Genomic DNA, 16,856 nt, shown 5'->3' on the forward strand with positions numbered 1-16,856 from the left:
GATGTCCCAGAGGGCAGACGGGCTGAAACGTCAGGTACAACGCTTTGACAGTGTACCCGCCCGGAGGCGGGTAACTAAGATGACTTTAAACATACAAGGGCTAGGGTGAGGGCCCAGGCAACATCAACTGCCGATATATCTCCTCCATCACCGCATCAAACTCTTCAAAACCTGATGATTCCAGAATCTAATCACTCTCCAGCCACCTCGCTCTAAAAAAGCCGTTCGTTGTTGATCATAAATCTTCGCTTCATCTTCGTTATGCTGCCCGCCGTCTAGCTCAACTATCACCCTTCTTTCATTACAGGCGAAATCCACGATATAACCGCCAATCGGATGCTGACGCCGAAACTTCACTCCGCATAAATTCCGATTACGTAAAAAACGCCACAAAAGATGCTCCGCTTCAGGCATTGCCTGGCGCAGTTGTCGCCGCCGCGTAATCGCTTTCATCATCGCCTCCCTTTCGCGATATCGGCTTACCCTACGCCATGTTTGCAGGAGGAAAATAACGCGATGAAAAAGCTGGAATCTGCATTCCAATGTGATCGCTAGCACGCTAATCGCTTAATGCGTATGATAAAGCGCTACGAAAACAGGAGCCTGACATGCCTGCCGTTCTCACTGCTTGTTGGCGCTATGTGCGCGCCTTCGTCATCATCTATGCGGCGCTTTACGCTGGAATGGGGATTTCTGCCCTGCTCCCAATAACCATTCCCGGCAGCATCATCGGCATGCTGCTGCTATTCCTGCTGCTGGGTCTGCAAATCATGCCGGTTGAGTGGGTGAAACCCGGATGCCATTTATTGATTCGCTATATGGCACTGCTGTTTGTGCCGATTAGCGTTGGTGTAATGGGCTATACCGATATCCTCACCGCGCAGTTTGGGCCGATTGTGGTGTCATGCATTGTCAGTACTTTTATGGTGCTGCTGATTGTCGGGCTCAGCGCAGAGCGCCTGCAGCGCCCGCAGGAGAAGCCGAATGAGTGATGCATGGTGGTCGCTGCCGCTGACGGTGATCGCCTATTTCCTGGCGCGTAAACTGGCGGCGAAAATCAATATCTCCATCGTCAATCCATTGTTAGTGGCGATGGCGATTGTCATCCCGATTCTGCTGCTGACTCACCTGCCATACACGCGCTATTTTGCCGGCAGCAGCCTGCTCAATCAGTTGCTGCAACCGGCAGTCGTAGCGCTGGCGTTGCCGCTGTATGAGCAGATGCATCAGATTCGCGCGCGCTGGAAAACCATCATCAGCGTCTGCTTTATCGGCAGCATCACGGCAATGGTATCGGGCACCGCGATTGCGCTGTGGATGGGCGCAACGCCGGAAATCGCCGCCACCATCATGCCGAAATCTGTCACCACGCCAATTGCGATGGCGGTCTCCGCATCGCTGCACGGTATTCCTGCCATCAGCGCCATCTGCGTACTTATCGCCGGCGTGCTGGGTGCGGTGTTTGGCCATATGCTGCTCAATCTGTTTAAGGTGAAAAACAAATCCTCGCGCGGGTTAGCAATTGGTAACGCATCGCACGCGTTAGGTACCGCGCGCGCAGCCGAGATCGATTATCAGGAAGGCGCGTTCAGCTCCCTTGCGCTGGTGATTTGCGGCATCATCACTTCGTTACTGGCGCCGCTGCTTTTTCCGCTATTAATGCATTGGTGGGGCTAAAACTTGCGAGAGATCTCGCAAAGTTGAAACAACCCAATCAGCTTGCATTGTCAGAGCGACTTGGATCACATATAAAACGTCAGGCGGCGCATCGCCGCTAACGCGTAACTGAGGTCATCCCATCATGCATTCACGATTCCTAACTGCTTTTTCTGCCCTGCCCGCTGCGCTGCAAGCTGCGATTCAGCCGCTGCTGGGTGCGCCGGATTTCCATGGCGTATTACGTCCGCAGGATGTCGCGCAACTGAAACAGCTTACCGGTCTGGATGATGATGCGCTGGCGCTGGAACTGCTGCCGCTGGCGGCGAGCTGCGCCGTGGCAACTGTGTCTCATTTTAATGTCGGCGCGATTTCCCGCGGCGTCAGCGGCCATTGGTACTTCGGCGCCAACATGGAGTTCCTGCATACCCCGCTGCAGCAGACGGTGCACGCCGAGCAAAGTGCCATTACGCATGCCTGGCTGCGCGGTGAAGAGAAGCTGGCAGCGATTACTGTCAACTACACGCCGTGCGGGCATTGCCGTCAGTTTATGAACGAGCTGAACAGCGGCACGGCGATTCGCATCAGCCTGCCGGGACGCGCGGTTAGCACGCTGGGCGACTATCTGCCGGATGCGTTTGGCCCTGCCGATCTGAATATCACCGAACGTCTTCTAACGCCGGTCGATCATGGTTTTGCGGTTGCAGGCGATGCATTGCAACAGGCCGCCATTACCGCCGCCAATCACAGTCACGCGCCTTACAGCCAGAGTTACAGCGGCGTGGCGCTGCGCAGCCAGAGCGGCAAGGTCTTTACCGGTCGCTATGCGGAAAACGCCGCCTTCAACCCCAGCTTGCCGCCGCTGCAGGCTGCACTGATTTTGATGAACATGAGCAACGAAGCGCTGGAGACAATTCAGCAAGCGGTTTTGGCGGAATGTCAGGACAGCACGCTGAGTCAGCTTGACGCGACCCGCGCGACGCTTAAGGCGTTAGGATGTGAGGATTTCTCACTTACTTTAGTTTCGAAAACATCAGTTTAGTGATCCTTTTACCGCTTTTGTGACCTCCTGTTAACAAAAGCTGTACATCTGCAGGAATTTTCATAGGATCGGGCGCCAGAACCTCTTCACTTCAAGATGGACTGGCGTTACCTTTTCCCGGCGATACGTCAGAAAACACTGCAACCGGAGCAAGCACTGCATGGAACTCGACTACGAAAGTAAACGCCCGCTGTATATTCCTTATGCGGGTCCGATCCTGCTGGAATTTCCGCTGTTGAATAAAGGCAGCGCCTTCACCCTCGAAGAACGTAACGAATTTAACCTCAATGGCCTGCTACCCGAAGCGGTAGAAACCATCGAAGAGCAGGCAGAACGTGCCTGGCGCCAGTTCCTGGATTTTAAAAACAACAACGACAAGCATGTCTATCTGCGCAACATCCAGGACACCAACGAAACCCTGTTCTACCGCCTACTCGACAATCATCTGGAAGAGATGATGCCGATCATCTACACCCCAACGGTCGGCGCCGCCTGTGAACACTTCTCTGAAATCTACCGTCGCGCGCGTGGCGTATTCATCTCTTATAACAATCGCGACCGCATTGAAGACATGCTGCAGAACGCTACCAAGCAGAATGTAAAAGTGATCGTGGTGACCGATGGCGAACGTATTCTCGGCCTCGGCGATTTGGGTATCGGCGGCATGGGCATTCCAATCGGTAAGCTGTCGCTGTATACCGCGTGTGGCGGCATCAGCCCGGCTTACACCTTGCCGGTGGTGCTGGATGTGGGTACCAACAACCAGCAGCTGCTGAATGATCCGCTCTATATGGGCTGGCGTCATCCGCGTATCACTGGCGAAGAGTACGAAGAGTTCGTCAATGAATTCATTCAGGCGGTGAATCGTCGCTGGCCGAACGTGCTGTTGCAGTTCGAAGACTTCGCGCAGAAAAACGCCATGCCGCTGCTGGAGCGCTATCGCGATGAGATCTGCTGCTTCAACGACGATATTCAGGGCACCGCCGCAGTGACCGTCGGCACCCTGATCGCCGCCAGCCGCGCTGCGGGCAGCCGCCTGTGTGAACAGAAAGTGGTGTTCCTTGGTGCCGGTTCTGCCGGTTGCGGTATTGCCGAGCAGATCATCGCGCAGATGAAGTCGGAAGGATTGAGCGATGATGAAGCGCGTGGCCGCGTGATGATGGTTGATCGCTTCGGTTTGCTCACCGACAAGCTGCCGAACCTGCTCAATTTCCAGAGCAAGCTGGTGCAGAAGAGCGACAGCCTGAAAGATTGGGACACCAGTAGCGACTCCATTTCTCTGCTCGACGTGGTACGCAACGCCAAGCCGGATATTCTGATCGGCGTGTCTGGCCAACCAGGCCTGTTCACCGAAGAGATCATTCGCGAGATGCACAAGCACACTAAGCGTCCGATTGTTATGCCGCTGTCGAACCCGACTTCACGCGTTGAAGCGACGCCAGCCGACATCATCGCCTGGACTGATGGCGCCGCGCTGGTTGCCACCGGCAGCCCGTTCTCGCCGGTCACCTGGAAAGGGAAAACCTATCCCATCGCCCAGTGCAATAACTCCTATATCTTCCCTGGCATCGGTTTGGGTGTTATCGCCGCGGGCGCCAGTCGCGTGACGGATTCGATGCTGATGACCGCCAGCCGCGCATTGGCCGACTGCTCGCCGCTGGTTAACGATGGCGAAGGTCCGGTTCTGCCGGAGATCAAAGACATTCAGGGCGTTTCCAAGCTGATTGCCATCGAGGTGGGTAAAGCCGCGCAGCTGGCGGGCGTGGCGGTGGTGACGTCGGAAGATGTGTTGTCGAAAGCCGTCAGCAACAATTTCTGGCTGCCGCAGTATCGTAATTATCGCCGTACTTCGATCTGATAAATCCGTTGCCGGATCATTTAGATCCGGCAACGTTTAAAAAAACGTCAGCCAACGGGCGTTTACTTGCTTCCCCCGCCCGCCTCAAGTAGCCTTTATCCATTCTGAATTCTGCCAATCGAGTGCCCGCGCGCATGATTAAACGCGTTTTCTTTGGTCTGTTTTTCATCATCTTACTGATGGTGGCGACCGCGCTCGGCCTGGATCGCTGGATCAGCTGGAAAACCGCGCCCTTTATATATGAAGATGTCACCTCGTTGCCACATCGTCAGGTCGGCGTGGTCTTGGGCACGGCGAAGTACTACCGCACGGGCGTGATCAATCAGTATTACCTCTATCGCATTCAGGGCGCGTTGAACGCCTATAACAGCGGCAAGGTCAATTACCTGCTGCTGAGCGGTGATAATGCGCAGCAAAGCTATAACGAACCGATGACCATGCGCCGCGATTTGATCAAAGCGGGCGTCGCGCCGTCGGACATCGTGCTGGATTACGCTGGCTTTCGTACGCTGGATTCGATTGTGCGCACGCGCAAAGTGTTCGACACCAACGACTTCATCATCATTACCCAGCGTTTCCACTGCGAACGTGCGCTATATATCGCGCAGCATTTGGGGATTCAGGCGCAGTGTTATGCGGTGCCGTCGCCGAAAAACATGTTGTCGGTGCGTTTCCGCGAAGTGGGTGCGCGTTTGGGTGCGCTGGCGGATTTGTATTTGATGAAGCGCGAGCCGCGCTTCCTCGGCCCGTTAGTGCCGATTCCTGCGGAGCATGAAGTGCCGGAGGATGCGCAGAGTTATCCGGCGGTGACGCCGGAGCAGCTTTTGGAGTTGGAAGAGAAACTGCAGAAGTGACGTTTGTTCCCTCACGGTTCCCTCTCCCGCCTGCGGGAGAGGGTTGGGGTGAGGGGAAACCCACTACTTCTTACGTGCGTACTTCAATGAATCTAGCGCTACGGCGAAGATGATGATGCCGCCCTTGATGATGTACTGCCAGTAAGGGTTAACGCCGATGTAGGTCAAACCGTAGTTGATCACGGTGAAGATGATGACACCGGTCACCACGCCGGCCACCGAACCCACGCCCCCGGCAAACGACACGCCGCCGACCACACAAGCCGCAATCGCATCCAGCTCATACATAAAGCCGAGGTTATTGGTGGCGCTGCCGATACGGCCTGCTTCCAGCATCCCGCCGAACGCGTAGAACACGCCAGACAAGGCGTACACCAGAATAAGGTTGAACGGCACGTTCACGCCAGACACTTTCGCCGCTTCCGGGTTACCACCGATAGCGAAAATGTTGCGACCAAAGCGAGTTTTATTCCACAGCACCCAAACAAAGACGATGGCAATCACAGCGTAGAAGGTGATAAACGACAGTTTGAAATCACCAAAACGCAGGAAGCCTTGGGCAAATTTGGAGAAGCCAGGATCGAAACCGGCAATTGGCGATGCACCCACAAAGTCGTAATAGAGCGAGTTGATACCGTAAACGATAATCATGGTGCCCAACGTGGTGATAAATGGCGTTACCTTGAGGTAAGCGATGATCACCCCGTTCACCAGACCAATCACACCGCCGATGATGCACACGGTCAGGATAACCACTGGAATAGGTACGGTATCCAGATGCGGGAACACCTTGTTCGCGTTATCCATCGCCTGCAGCAGCGTGGCTGCCACCACCGCCGCTAAGCCAACCTGACGACCCGCTGAAAGGTCGGTACCCTGGGTGACAATCAAACCGGCCACGCCGAGTGCGATAATAATACGCACCGAAGATTGGGTCAGAATATTACTCAGGTTCATTAAGCTTAAGAAGGTTGGATCCTGGAAAATAATAATTGCCAGCAGTACAAACAGGACAACGTAAATGCCGCCCTCTTTTAACCAGGTTAGCGCATTCTTTTTAGTAGTCGCTTTCATGTTAAAGCCCTTGCTTCATTAAAGGTGTAATGACGCTAAACGCAGGATTTCATTCTGCGAGGTCGTTTTGGTATCAACAATGCCTGCTACCTGGCCATTACTCATCACTAAAATACGATCGGTAATACCCAACAGCTCTGGCATTTCAGAAGAGATAATAATGATGCCCTTCTCTTTCTTCGCCAACTCGGCAATAAGTTGGTAGATTTCAAATTTCGCGCCCACATCAATCCCGCGCGTCGGTTCATCAAGCATCAATATTTCCGGCTGCGTTAATAACCAGCGACCAATAATCACTTTCTGTTGGTTACCACCGGAAAGCGAACCAATTTGCGTATGATGACCCGGCGTTTTCACGCGCATCGAATCAATGACCCATTGGGTATCGCTTTTCATGCGTTTATTATCGAGCAGCCCCATGCTGGATTTATACTTTTTAATATTGGAGATAAGCGAGTTAAAGCCAATATCCAGATACGCATAAATACCGGTGGAGCGACGCTCTTCCGTCACCAGCGCAAAGCCGTGGTTAATGGCTTCGTTGGCGCTGTGGTTATTAATACTCTTGCCGTGCAGCTTAATCGTACCGCCTGACTTCTCGCGAATGCCAAACAGGGTTTCGACGATGTCGGTTCGCTTGGCGCCCACCAAACCGGCAATACCAAGAATTTCACCTTTACGCAGATCGAACGAGATATCACGTATCGATGGCTGACGCAGTGAGGTTAAATGGCGCACCTCAAGAATGGTTTCCCCCGGCACGTTGGTTTTGTCCGGGAAGCGCTGGTTCAATGAACGGCCAACCATCATCGAGATGATTTTGTCCATGTCCAGACCTTCCAGCGGCTGGGTGGCGATCCACTGTCCGTCACGCAAAATGGTGATCTCATCACACAGCTGGAATATCTCTTCCATCTTGTGCGAGATATACACAATGCCGCAGCCACGATCTTTCAGCTTACGAATAATCGTGAACAAGTGGTTCACTTCTTTTTCGGTCAGCGATGATGTCGGCTCATCCATAATGACGATTTTGGCGTCATAGGAGAAGGCTTTGGCGATTTCGATCATCTGCATCTGCGACACCGATAAGGTGGCGACTTTATCGCGCGGATCGATATCAATATCTAATTCATCAAAGATCGCTTTAGTATCGCGATACATTTTATCCTGATCGACAAACACGCCCTTACGTGGATAACGGCCAAGCCACATGTTATCCATGACGTTGCGTTGCAGAACCAGGTTTAATTCCTGATGCACCATGGAAACGCCATTTTCCAGCGCTTCTTTGGAGCTCTTATAATCAATTTCCTCACCCTGAAACAGGATGCTCCCCGTATCCTTTTTATAAATCCCAAACAGACATTTTAATAATGTAGATTTCCCGGCGCCGTTTTCGCCCATTAATGCATGAACAGAGTGCGGCCGCACTTTTAAATTCACATTATCTAAGGCTTTAACCCCTGGAAATGATTTCGAGACATTCGTCATCTCCAGCAGATATTCACGCTGTGTGGTCGGATTCTCACTGGCCATAATTTACCTGGCTAAATAAAGCGTTGGTCAGATGCAATAAGGCGCGGCGAAATGCCGCGCCCAGGATGAATTACTTCACAAACTGCGACAGATTTTCTTTATCTACTGGTACGTAAGGAACACGTACGATTTTGTTGTCCATCTTGAAGTTAGTGCCTGCAGTTGGCTCTTTGCCATTGGCCAGATTGTTAGCAATATCCAGCGTCGCTTTCGCCTGGTTTTCCGCATCGTTCAACACGGTACCGGCCAGCGCGCCTGATTTCACCAGCGCCAGCGCTTCTGGCAGTGCATCGACACCAAACACCGGAATGCTGGTTTTGTTGTGCGCTTTCAGCGCTTCAACCGCACCCATCGCCATCGCATCGTTATTAGCGATGATCACTTCAATTTTGTTGGCGTTCGGGCCAGAGAGCCAGGCGTCAACTTTGTCTTTTGCCTGTGCGGTATCCCACATCGCGGTATCCATCGCCAGCTGCTGCGTTTTCAGGCCGTCTTTGTTCAGTGTATCGATCACGTATTTAGTACGCGCTTCGGCATCCGGATGGCCCGGCTCGCCTTTCAGCAGCACGAACTGGATGGTACCGTCTTTGTTCAGATCCCAGGCTGGCGTGGCTTTCCAGTGCTTCTCAATCAGCTGACCCTGGATGATGCCTGACTCTTTAGAGTCGGTACCGACGTAATACGCTTTCGGGTAGCTGGCCAGCACTTTGGCGTTAGGTTCTTTGTTGAAGAACACCACCGGCACATCGTTGCCACGCGCTTTATCGATCACCACTGCCGCAGCAGCCGGATCCACCAGGTTGATGGCCAGCGCTTTCACGCCTTTCGCCATCAGCACGTCAATCTGGTCGTTCTGTTTAGACTGGTCGTTTTGGGAGTCATTCATCAACAGCTGAATGCCGCCCAATGATTTTGCTTCTTTCTCAATGTCCTTACGCACCATCGACATGAAGTTGTCGTCGTATTTGTAGATGGTCACGCCAATGCGGGTATCGGCGGCGTGCGCAGTTGCACCAAACATCATGCTGGCAACCAGTGCTGTGAGCGTGAAAACCTTCTTATTCATGGTATCTCCGGTTTTTTATGTAGGGCATTTCATTGCGCTATTTGCCTGCGGGCAAACAGCGCCGTCGGTTGTAAACCTGATAATGGGCGGACGCGTAACGCAAAGCCGGGCCACCATCGCAATCCTGACTTCCCTGTAGGTAAACGCTTCCTGAAGAGTGTTGTGAACTATTTCAATCGGCTACTGAAACCGGCTGGGAAGAGGATTTCCCAGCGTTACATGATGTTTCAGTCCGGTAAGACGCTGCCATCATAGTGAGCGGCATGTTAATTAACTGTGAATGCAATCACAGATTGGAAACGGTTACACTGCGCTATCGCCTGAATTAGTGACCGACTCCACAATTTGCCGCTGGGCGACAGAATGGCGACGCACCAGCGTTGGCATAAAGCAGTGTACAGCCAGCTGATCCAGCTCACCTGCGGCACCTTTGAGCGCTAATTCCGTGGCGAGTTTCGCCATAGAAACAATAGGATAACGGACCGTGGTTAACTGCGGATCGGTATAGCGGGAGATGGGAATATCATCAAAGCCAATGACAGAGAAATGCTGCGGAACCTGGATGCCGTTGTCCTTTAAAGCGGTCAATGCACCCGCCGCCATGCCGTCATTGTAGGAAAACACCGCTGTTAAATGTAAGTTACGCCCCAGCAGCTCCACCATCGCTGCTTCGCCGCCTTGCATATCAGGTTCAGCATGCGCAATCCATGACTCCTGCGGGCGAATTCCCTGTTCTGACAAGGCCTGCAGCCAGCCTTCACGTCGTTGCGTTACATCCTCAATCGGGTGGCTGGAGCTAATAAAGCCGATGCGTTGATGTCCCTGTTGTAACAACATGCGCGTGGCTACCTGAGCGCCGGTAACGTTATCCAGACAGACGCAGCGGTGTTCGTAACCGGGAATTGTACGGTTAATCAATACCATACCGGGAACCTGATCCATAAACTGCATCAGTTCGGCGTCTGAAAGCGTTTTCGCGTGCACCACCAATGCGTTACATCGTTGACGTATCAGCACCTCAATTGCGTGACGTTCTTTCTCTTCCTGATGCCAGGAGTTGCTGATTAACACGTGTTTATGCACACGCTGCGCCACGGTATCCACCGCTTTCACCAGCGCGCCAAAGAAGGGATCGGAAACATCCATCACCACCACGCCGATGGTGTCACTGATTTGCGTAGCCAGCGCCTGCGCGTTGGCGTTCGGGCGATAGCCTAACGCATCAACGGCAGCCAGCACGGCTTCCCGGGTATCGGCGGTGACTGCACTGCTGTTGTTGAGCACACGCGACACGGTGGCTACTGACACACCGGCCTGACGGGCGACATCACGAATCGTTATCATGCAGCTGTTCCACAGAGGCTGAAAATGCGCGACAAGCGCGTAACGGCGCTATTCTGTCAGGGCATGTGAAACGACTACGTGAATCACGTCACAGCAATGAAAACGGTTACATACAATTCTGCAACCTTTGTGATGAACATCATTATCTGAGCGAGGAGGAAGGATCAGCTTTTCCCGCGGCAAGACGTGTCAGTTTGCGCCAGATCCACTCCATTGGGCCTTGCGGGAAGACGCGCAGCCACAGCACGGAAAACAGGATATTAACCAGCCAGATAGCCGGTACAAAGGCCAGCAGCTGCAGTCGATCGAACCTGAGGAACAGATCAAAGCGGTAGAACAGCGTGGTGCAAATCAGCGTCTGTAACAGATAATTGCTCAAGGCCATGCGGCCAACGCATTGAATGGCGTAGCTGACGCGCGTTGACGCAATTTGCGGCCAGAATCCAAGGCAAAGCGCGGCATAACCGAGGCTGATAAACGGACTGGCGAGATCGCGCGGTACCTGCAGGAAAAAGCCGGTCCAGCGGAATTCCCAGCCAATCATCCACTGCGCGGCGATGCCGGGAATGGCGATCAGCCAGCCGATAGTCAGCAGCAGCGCCGCCGAACGGCGATAGTGCTGCACGCTAAATTGCCCGCTGAGCCAGCCGCTGCGCATCAATGCCGCACCAATCAGCATCAAACCCGCCAGTTGCCAGCCATATTGTGATGCCAGTGCCATCAGGCCTGATGACAGATGATCCAGCCGGTTCTGCACCGCTTCCCAGCCGCCGAGCAGTTTCCAGTAGCTTTCATACTGCAGGTCCGCCGCACCCGGCAGCCAGGATCGCGTGGGATTGGGGCTGGAGACCGCGCCGAAAATCAGCAGCACGCCGCAGCCGACCAGATAGAGTAATGCGCCGGTTTGTAACAACGCGCGGTCGGAAGGCACATCCCGCAGCATGCGCCAGATAATCAGCCCAATCAGGCCATAATCCAGCAGGATGTCGCCTTCCCAGAAAAAGATGCCGTGAATGAAACCGAGCAGCACCAGCAGCGTCAGACGCGCCGACATCCAGCGGCTGCCGCGCGGCGCCTGCATATAAAGGCCGGCACCAAACAGCAAGGCAAACAGCGTGAGGAATTTCAGCTGCGCCAGGCCATCCATGATCGCCCACGTCCAGGCATCAGACGTAGCAGCCTCGCCGCGCCACGCCGGATTGAGATAAGCGGCCGATGGCAACGCAAAGCCGACAATGTTCAGCAGCAAGATGCCGAGAATGGCGCAACCACGAATGAAATCCAGCGCGAGATAGCGTTGCATCGAGTGCCCTGACGGAGAGAGGAAATCGGGCAACAGGCTGTTGCCCAAACAGATTAGCTGTGACGAACCGCGCGCAAAAACTCCTGACGCGTGTTCTGGCTGGATTTGAACAAGCCACCCAGCGAGGTGGTGGTGGTGGCGCTGGTAGCATCTTTCACGCCACGCGCTTTCACGCAGTAATGCACTGCATCAATCGATACCGCAACGTTATTGGTGCCAAGCAGCGTTTGCAGCGCCACCAGTACTTGCTGCGTCAGGCGCTCTTGCACCTGCGGACGCTGAGCAAAGAACTGCACGATACGGTTGATTTTCGACAGGCCAATCACTTTCTCTTTCGGGATATAGGCCACGGTGGCTTTGCCATCGATAATCACAAAGTGGTGTTCGCAGGTGCTGGTCAACGTGATATCACGCACCGTTACCATCTCATCCACTTTCATCTTGTTTTCGATGACGGTGATTTTCGGGAAGTTGGCGTAATCCAGACCTGAGAAAATCTCATCCACATACATCTTAGCGATGCGGTGCGGCGTTTCCATCAGGCTGTCATCTTCCAGATCCAGGTTCAGCAGCTGCATGATTTGCGTCATGTGGCCGGCAATTTCGCGTTTGCGCGCGGCGTCATCCATTTCACGCACCGGGGCACGTAACGGTGTTTCCAGACCACGCGCCAACAGCGCTTCGTGAACCAGGGCGGCTTCCTGACTTAAGGTGCTCATTTACTCTTCTCCGACAGGTGATGCGCCCGCGGGTTTTCGCCCACGGGGGAAATTCTGAGCGCGTATTGTGAAATACTCCGCGCCCTTAATCCAGTAATCATTCTGATAAGCTTTTCATCACGTACGGCGACGTAAAACCAGCATTCCCGCAAGGATTAAGCTGGCGCCCGCTACCCATAGCGCGGGTTCCAGCTGATGCCATAGCATGCTGGAAATCCACGACAGCAGCGGACCGCCCAACTGCCCGACCGCATAACCGGTGGTGAGCAAACCGGCAAGATAGCGCGCATGCTGCGGTGCCAGCTCGCGCCCATATTGCAGCGTCAGCTGCACCACACACAGGAAGCCGCCGCCGATCAGCGCTGCGCCCAGCATCAGGCCATTCAAGCCGGGCAGCACAATCGCGGCGATAACGCCCAACGCCTGCGCCCACAACACTATGGCCAGCCGCAGATGGCTGCTGCCCCAGTGACGCGTCATGATGCCTAACACGATGCCGATCACCGCCGCGCCACCAAACACCGGCCAGACAAACTGGGCAAACGCGCTGTCAGGAAAACGCGCCGCCGCCATTTGCGACAGAAAAGTGGCGGGCAGAATGTAGCCAAAGCCGGCGAGGCTGTAACTCAGCAGCAAGCGCTTGAGATTGCCATTCAGCACCAGCGGCGATGCAGCGTGATCGGGGCGATGTAACTGGCCGGTGCGCGGCAGGAATCGCGCAATCGCGGCAATCAACAACAGTGCCAGCAAACCGTAAGCCGCCCACGCAAAGGCCGCGCTGACACCGCTGGCGTGCAGCGCCACCGCCAGCATGCCGCTGATAAAGATGCCGGTGCCGGGTCCGGCAAACACCGCCGCCAGCAAGCCGGGACGTCCGTGATGATGTAGCTGGTCGCTGGCCCATGCCGCCAGCAACACCATCGCCCAGCCGCTGGCCCAGCCAATCAGGAAACGAATCAGGCCATGTAACCACGGACCGCTGACGCAGGCCGAGAGCAGCGTTAAAATCACTGCGCCCCACACGCCCGCCTGTAAACGCCACTCGACGCGGTTGCGCGCACGCATCGCATCAAACGAGCCAAATAGATAGCCGAGATAGTTGAGTGCCGCCACCAGACTGGCGCTGGTGAGCGTCAGTTGATGGTCCTGAATCATCAGCGGAACCTGCGGCGTGAAAGCAAATCGCCCAATCCCCATCGCAACCACTAAACTTAAGAACGCGCTAAGCGCGACACGAAACGCCATACCGACCTCAGAATGTTTTATCACTTGTCACTAGCATGCATGACGTTTAAACTCACGGAAAGTGAATAATACTAACCAAGTTGTTTACGAGAAGAGAATATGGATTTAGTACAGCTCCGCATGTTTTGCTCCGTGGCCGAATCCGGTTCGCTGGCGCGTGCCGCCGAGCAACTCCATCGCGTACCTTCCAATCTCACCACGCGTCTGCGCCAGCTGGAAGATGAAATTGGCGTTGATCTGTTTATTCGTGAGAAGCAACGCATTCGCCTGTCGCCAATGGGCCACAATTTTCTTAACTATGCGCAGCGCATCCTGGCATTGAGCGATGAAGCGCTGAACATGGCGCGCGCCGGTGAGCCGGGCGGTAATTTCGCGCTCGGTTCGATGGAGAGCACCGCCGCGACGCGCCTCCCTGCCCTCCTGGCGGCCTATCACCAGCGTTTTCCCGCCGTGGAACTGTCGCTGATCACCAATACTTCCGGTGAAATCATCGACAAAGTGCGGGAAGGCACGCTGGCCGCCGCGCTGGTGGATGGTCCGGTGGCGCACGACGATCTCAATGGCTGCATTGCCTTTAATGAGCAGATGGTGCTGATCACCAGCCCGGAACATGCGCCGATTGCCAGCGCGCGCGATGTGCAAGGCGACACGCTGTTTGCTTTTCGCAACAGCTGTTCCTACCGCACCAAGCTGGAAGCGTGGTATCGCGAAAGCCAGACCGCGCCGAGCAGCGTGATGGAGATACAGTCTTACCACGCGATGGTGGCGTGTGTGGCCGGCGGCGCGGGCGTGGCGATGATTCCCGCCTCGGTGCTGGCGCAAATGCCAGCCCGCGCCCGCGTGCAGGAGCATGCGTTACCGCCTGCTTACCGCGATACCGCCACCTGGCTGATGTGGCGGCGCGATGCGTTTACACCCAATGTGGAAGCGCTGAAATACTTGATTATTGAACTGTTTGACGATCGCCCGGTTAACGACGAGTTGCGGCATCCGCTGCACGTTGCCGAGTGAGTTTCTGTTTTATCGACATCACGACCATCGGGGCCACTTACCCCGCATCTACAGGAAGAGGGATTGCATGAACATGATTAAAACCCGCGCCGCCGTTGCCTGGGCAGCTGGCGAACCGCTGAAAATCGAAGAAGTGGATCTGATGCCACCGCAAAAAGGTGAAGTGCTGGTGCGCATCGTGGCCACCGGCGTGTGCCACACCGATGCTTACACCTTGTCGGGACAAGATCCGGAAGGCGTATTCCCGGCGATCCTCGGCCACGAAGGCGGCGGCGTGGTGGAAGCGGTGGGCGAAGGCGTGACCAGCGTGGCCGTCGGCGACCACGTGATCCCGCTTTACACCCCAGAGTGCGGCAAGTGTAAGTTCTGTCTCTCGGGCAAAACCAACCTGTGTCAGGCGATTCGCGCCACCCAGGGCAAAGGTTTGATGCCAGACGGCACCACCCGCTTCTTCAAAGACGGCAAGCCGATTTTCCACTACATGGGCACCTCAACCTTCTCTGAATACACCGTGGTACCGGAAATCTCGCTGGCGGTGATCAGCAAAGAAGCGCCTCTGGAAGAAGTGTGCCTGCTGGGCTGCGGCGTCACCACCGGCATGGGCGCGGTGATGAACACGGCCAAAGTAAAAGAAGGCGACACCGTGGCGATCTTCGGCCTCGGCGGTATTGGTTTGTCGGCGATTATCGGCGCGAAGATGGCGAAAGCCGGTCGCATCATCGGTATCGATCTCAACACCAGTAAATTCGATCTGGCGCGCAAACTGGGTGCAACCGATCTGATCAACCCGAAAGATCACGATAAACCGATTCAGGATGTGATCGTTGAACTAACCGACGGCGGCGTCGATTTCTCCTTCGAGTGCATCGGTAACGTTAACGTGATGCGTTCGGCGCTGGAGTGCTGCCACAAAGGTTGGGGCGAATCAGTGATTATCGGCGTGGCTGGCGCGGGCCAGGAGATTTCTACCCGTCCATTCCAGCTGGTGACCGGTCGCGTATGGCGTGGTTCCGCTTTTGGTGGCGTTAAAGGCCGTTCACAGTTGCCGGGCATCGTGCAGGATTACCTCGACGGTAAATTCGCCCTGAACGATTTCATCACCCATAACCTGCCGCTGGAAGAGATTAACGACGCCTTTGATCTGATGCATGAAGGGAAATCCATCCGTACGGTGGTGCATTTTACTAAGTAATCAGGAGACGTTATGGCTTCCACTTTGGAGCTGTTAGAAGAGCATCGCATCTTTGGTGGCTGGCAGCAGCGCTGGCGTCATCAGTCGGCCGTGCTGAACTGTCCGATGACCTTCAGTATTTTTCTGCCGCCGCCGCAGAGTGACGCACCGCCGCCGGTAGTGTGGTTTCTCGCCGGATTGACCTGCAGCGATGAGAACTTCACCACCAAAGCCGGCGCCCAGCGCGTGGCTGCGCAGCTGGGTTTGGTGCTGATTATGCCAGACACCAGCCCGCGCGGTGACGAGGTAGCGAACGACAGCGGTTACGATCTCGGCCAGGGCGCAGGTTTCTACCTCAACGCCACGCAGCAGCCGTGGGCGGCGAACTTCCGCATGTTCGATTACCTCAGCGCGGAGCTGCCGGAGTTGGTGGCGGATAATTTTAAGCTGAGCGATCGTCAGTCGGTGATGGGTCATTCAATGGGCGGTCACGGTGCGCTGGTGTTGGCATTGCGTCTTGGCGGACGTTTTGCGTCTGCTTCTGCCTTCGCGCCAATCGTCAATCCTACCGAAGTGCCTTGGGGGCAGAAGGCCTTTGCCGCATACCTGGGTGAAGATCGTCAGACGTGGCGTGAATGGGATAGTTGCCTGTTGATGCGTGACGTGGAACAGCGCTTGCCGATTCTGATTGATCAAGGGGATAGCGATCAGTTCCTCGCCGATCAGCTGCGTCCAGAGCGACTGGAAGCGGTGGCGCGTGAGCAAGGTTTCCCGCTGGAGCTACGCATTCAGCCAGGTTATGACCATAGCTACTTCTTTATCGCCAGCTTCGTGGAAGATCATCTGCGTTTCCACGCGAAGCATTTGTTGGTGTGATGGTGCTGGCTGGCCTCTGGGTGTGTGCTGGCTGTCCCCCTCCTCGGTCCTCCCCCATAAATGGGGGAGGAAGATGCTGCCACATGTCAGTGAGTAAG

Annotated in this window: 16 protein-coding genes; 8 read left to right on the forward strand and 8 right to left on the reverse strand. The window is 55.0% G+C overall.

The window, feature by feature from the left end:
* Window positions 1-147 precede the first annotated feature (147 nt).
* Window positions 148-456: an endonuclease domain-containing protein gene (locus FCN45_RS12810; RefSeq protein ID WP_168197462.1), complete on the reverse strand. Its 309-nt coding sequence runs from the start codon at window positions 454-456 to the stop codon at window positions 148-150.
* 152 nt (window positions 457-608) lie between these two features.
* On the opposite strand from FCN45_RS12810, the gene FCN45_RS12815 reads away from it, so the two are divergent.
* The 5 genes from FCN45_RS12815 (at window position 609) to sanA (ending at window position 5,410) form a co-directional block, all read left to right on the forward strand.
* Window positions 609-992 carry a CidA/LrgA family protein gene (locus FCN45_RS12815; RefSeq protein ID WP_110866616.1) on the forward strand — a complete coding sequence of 128 codons (384 nt, stop codon included), beginning with the start codon at window positions 609-611 and terminating at the stop codon, window positions 990-992.
* Complete coding sequence (locus tag FCN45_RS12820) at window positions 985-1,677, forward strand: CidB/LrgB family autolysis modulator (protein WP_101763323.1); 693 nt, start codon at window positions 985-987, stop codon at window positions 1,675-1,677. Before FCN45_RS12815 ends, FCN45_RS12820 begins: the two co-directional genes overlap by 8 nt.
* A 124-nt stretch (window positions 1,678-1,801) precedes the next feature.
* Window positions 1,802-2,698, forward strand: a complete 897-nt coding sequence (gene cdd / locus FCN45_RS12825; RefSeq protein WP_137386158.1) for a cytidine deaminase — start codon at window positions 1,802-1,804, stop codon at window positions 2,696-2,698.
* 160 nt (window positions 2,699-2,858) lie between these two features.
* Window positions 2,859-4,556: an NAD-dependent malic enzyme gene (locus FCN45_RS12830; protein ID WP_101763321.1), complete on the forward strand. Its 1,698-nt coding sequence runs from the start codon at window positions 2,859-2,861 to the stop codon at window positions 4,554-4,556.
* A 134-nt stretch (window positions 4,557-4,690) separates the two neighbouring features.
* Window positions 4,691-5,410 carry an outer membrane permeability protein SanA gene (gene sanA, locus FCN45_RS12835; RefSeq protein ID WP_137386159.1) on the forward strand — a complete coding sequence of 240 codons (720 nt, stop codon included), beginning with the start codon at window positions 4,691-4,693 and terminating at the stop codon, window positions 5,408-5,410.
* A 63-nt stretch (window positions 5,411-5,473) separates the two neighbouring features.
* Here sanA and mglC read toward each other — a convergent pair whose 3' ends face one another.
* The 7 genes from mglC to FCN45_RS12870 all read right to left on the reverse strand — a co-directional run bounded on the left by mglC (window position 5,474) and on the right by FCN45_RS12870 (window position 13,700).
* Window positions 5,474-6,484 carry a galactose/methyl galactoside ABC transporter permease MglC gene (mglC, locus tag FCN45_RS12840; protein ID WP_007889502.1) on the reverse strand — a complete coding sequence of 337 codons (1,011 nt, stop codon included), beginning with the start codon at window positions 6,482-6,484 and terminating at the stop codon, window positions 5,474-5,476.
* Window positions 6,485-6,502: 18 nt separating this feature from the next.
* Window positions 6,503-8,023: a galactose/methyl galactoside ABC transporter ATP-binding protein MglA gene (mglA, locus tag FCN45_RS12845; RefSeq protein ID WP_110866613.1), complete on the reverse strand. Its 1,521-nt coding sequence runs from the start codon at window positions 8,021-8,023 to the stop codon at window positions 6,503-6,505.
* A 70-nt stretch (window positions 8,024-8,093) separates the two neighbouring features.
* Window positions 8,094-9,089: a galactose/glucose ABC transporter substrate-binding protein MglB gene (gene mglB / locus FCN45_RS12850; RefSeq protein ID WP_101763715.1), complete on the reverse strand. Its 996-nt coding sequence runs from the start codon at window positions 9,087-9,089 to the stop codon at window positions 8,094-8,096.
* Between the two features lie 303 nt (window positions 9,090-9,392).
* Window positions 9,393-10,433 (reverse strand): HTH-type transcriptional regulator GalS, encoded by a 1,041-nt coding sequence (gene galS, locus FCN45_RS12855; protein WP_137386160.1) that lies wholly within the window; start codon window positions 10,431-10,433, stop codon window positions 9,393-9,395.
* Between the two features lie 142 nt (window positions 10,434-10,575).
* Complete coding sequence (gene yeiB / locus FCN45_RS12860) at window positions 10,576-11,736, reverse strand: DUF418 domain-containing protein YeiB (RefSeq protein ID WP_101763713.1); 1,161 nt, start codon at window positions 11,734-11,736, stop codon at window positions 10,576-10,578.
* Between the two features lie 53 nt (window positions 11,737-11,789).
* Complete coding sequence (gene folE, locus FCN45_RS12865; RefSeq protein WP_049852430.1) at window positions 11,790-12,455, reverse strand: GTP cyclohydrolase I FolE; 666 nt, start codon at window positions 12,453-12,455, stop codon at window positions 11,790-11,792.
* A 117-nt stretch (window positions 12,456-12,572) separates the two neighbouring features.
* Window positions 12,573-13,700, reverse strand: coding sequence for a YbfB/YjiJ family MFS transporter (locus tag FCN45_RS12870; RefSeq protein ID WP_137386161.1), 1,128 nt, complete (start codon window positions 13,698-13,700; stop codon window positions 12,573-12,575).
* Between the two features lie 99 nt (window positions 13,701-13,799).
* Here FCN45_RS12870 and FCN45_RS12875 point away from each other — a divergent pair, with 99 nt between their 5' ends.
* The 3 genes from FCN45_RS12875 (at window position 13,800) to fghA (ending at window position 16,758) form a co-directional block, all read left to right on the forward strand.
* Window positions 13,800-14,711 carry a LysR family transcriptional regulator gene (locus FCN45_RS12875; protein ID WP_101763711.1) on the forward strand — a complete coding sequence of 304 codons (912 nt, stop codon included), beginning with the start codon at window positions 13,800-13,802 and terminating at the stop codon, window positions 14,709-14,711.
* 67 nt (window positions 14,712-14,778) lie between these two features.
* Window positions 14,779-15,903: an S-(hydroxymethyl)glutathione dehydrogenase/class III alcohol dehydrogenase gene (locus tag FCN45_RS12880; RefSeq protein WP_064739274.1), complete on the forward strand. Its 1,125-nt coding sequence runs from the start codon at window positions 14,779-14,781 to the stop codon at window positions 15,901-15,903.
* A gap of 12 nt (window positions 15,904-15,915) precedes the next feature.
* Window positions 15,916-16,758: an S-formylglutathione hydrolase gene (fghA, locus tag FCN45_RS12885; RefSeq protein ID WP_137386162.1), complete on the forward strand. Its 843-nt coding sequence runs from the start codon at window positions 15,916-15,918 to the stop codon at window positions 16,756-16,758.
* Window positions 16,759-16,856 lie beyond the last annotated feature (98 nt).

This window comes from Pantoea sp. SO10 (genome assembly GCF_005281435.1).
In the GTDB taxonomy this organism is placed as follows: domain Bacteria; phylum Pseudomonadota; class Gammaproteobacteria; order Enterobacterales; family Enterobacteriaceae; genus Pantoea; species Pantoea leporis.

Excerpts from the sequence above, each read along its gene's own strand:
- FCN45_RS12810 (WP_168197462.1), bottom strand. The coding sequence starts at position 456 with ATGATGAAAGCGATTACGCGGCGGCGACAACTGCGCCAGGCAATGCCT.
- FCN45_RS12815 (WP_110866616.1), top strand. The coding sequence starts at position 609 with ATGCCTGCCGTTCTCACTGCTTGTTGGCGCTATGTGCGCGCCTTCGTC.
- FCN45_RS12820 (WP_101763323.1), top strand. The coding sequence starts at position 985 with ATGAGTGATGCATGGTGGTCGCTGCCGCTGACGGTGATCGCCTATTTC.
- cdd (WP_137386158.1), top strand. The coding sequence starts at position 1,802 with ATGCATTCACGATTCCTAACTGCTTTTTCTGCCCTGCCCGCTGCGCTG.
- FCN45_RS12830 (WP_101763321.1), top strand. The coding sequence starts at position 2,859 with ATGGAACTCGACTACGAAAGTAAACGCCCGCTGTATATTCCTTATGCG.
- sanA (WP_137386159.1), top strand. The coding sequence starts at position 4,691 with ATGATTAAACGCGTTTTCTTTGGTCTGTTTTTCATCATCTTACTGATG.
- mglC (WP_007889502.1), bottom strand. The coding sequence starts at position 6,484 with ATGAAAGCGACTACTAAAAAGAATGCGCTAACCTGGTTAAAAGAGGGC.
- mglA (WP_110866613.1), bottom strand. The coding sequence starts at position 8,023 with ATGGCCAGTGAGAATCCGACCACACAGCGTGAATATCTGCTGGAGATG.
- mglB (WP_101763715.1), bottom strand. The coding sequence starts at position 9,089 with ATGAATAAGAAGGTTTTCACGCTCACAGCACTGGTTGCCAGCATGATG.
- galS (WP_137386160.1), bottom strand. The coding sequence starts at position 10,433 with ATGATAACGATTCGTGATGTCGCCCGTCAGGCCGGTGTGTCAGTAGCC.
- yeiB (WP_101763713.1), bottom strand. The coding sequence starts at position 11,736 with ATGCAACGCTATCTCGCGCTGGATTTCATTCGTGGTTGCGCCATTCTC.
- folE (WP_049852430.1), bottom strand. The coding sequence starts at position 12,455 with ATGAGCACCTTAAGTCAGGAAGCCGCCCTGGTTCACGAAGCGCTGTTG.
- FCN45_RS12870 (WP_137386161.1), bottom strand. The coding sequence starts at position 13,700 with ATGGCGTTTCGTGTCGCGCTTAGCGCGTTCTTAAGTTTAGTGGTTGCG.
- FCN45_RS12875 (WP_101763711.1), top strand. The coding sequence starts at position 13,800 with ATGGATTTAGTACAGCTCCGCATGTTTTGCTCCGTGGCCGAATCCGGT.
- FCN45_RS12880 (WP_064739274.1), top strand. The coding sequence starts at position 14,779 with ATGAACATGATTAAAACCCGCGCCGCCGTTGCCTGGGCAGCTGGCGAA.
- fghA (WP_137386162.1), top strand. The coding sequence starts at position 15,916 with ATGGCTTCCACTTTGGAGCTGTTAGAAGAGCATCGCATCTTTGGTGGC.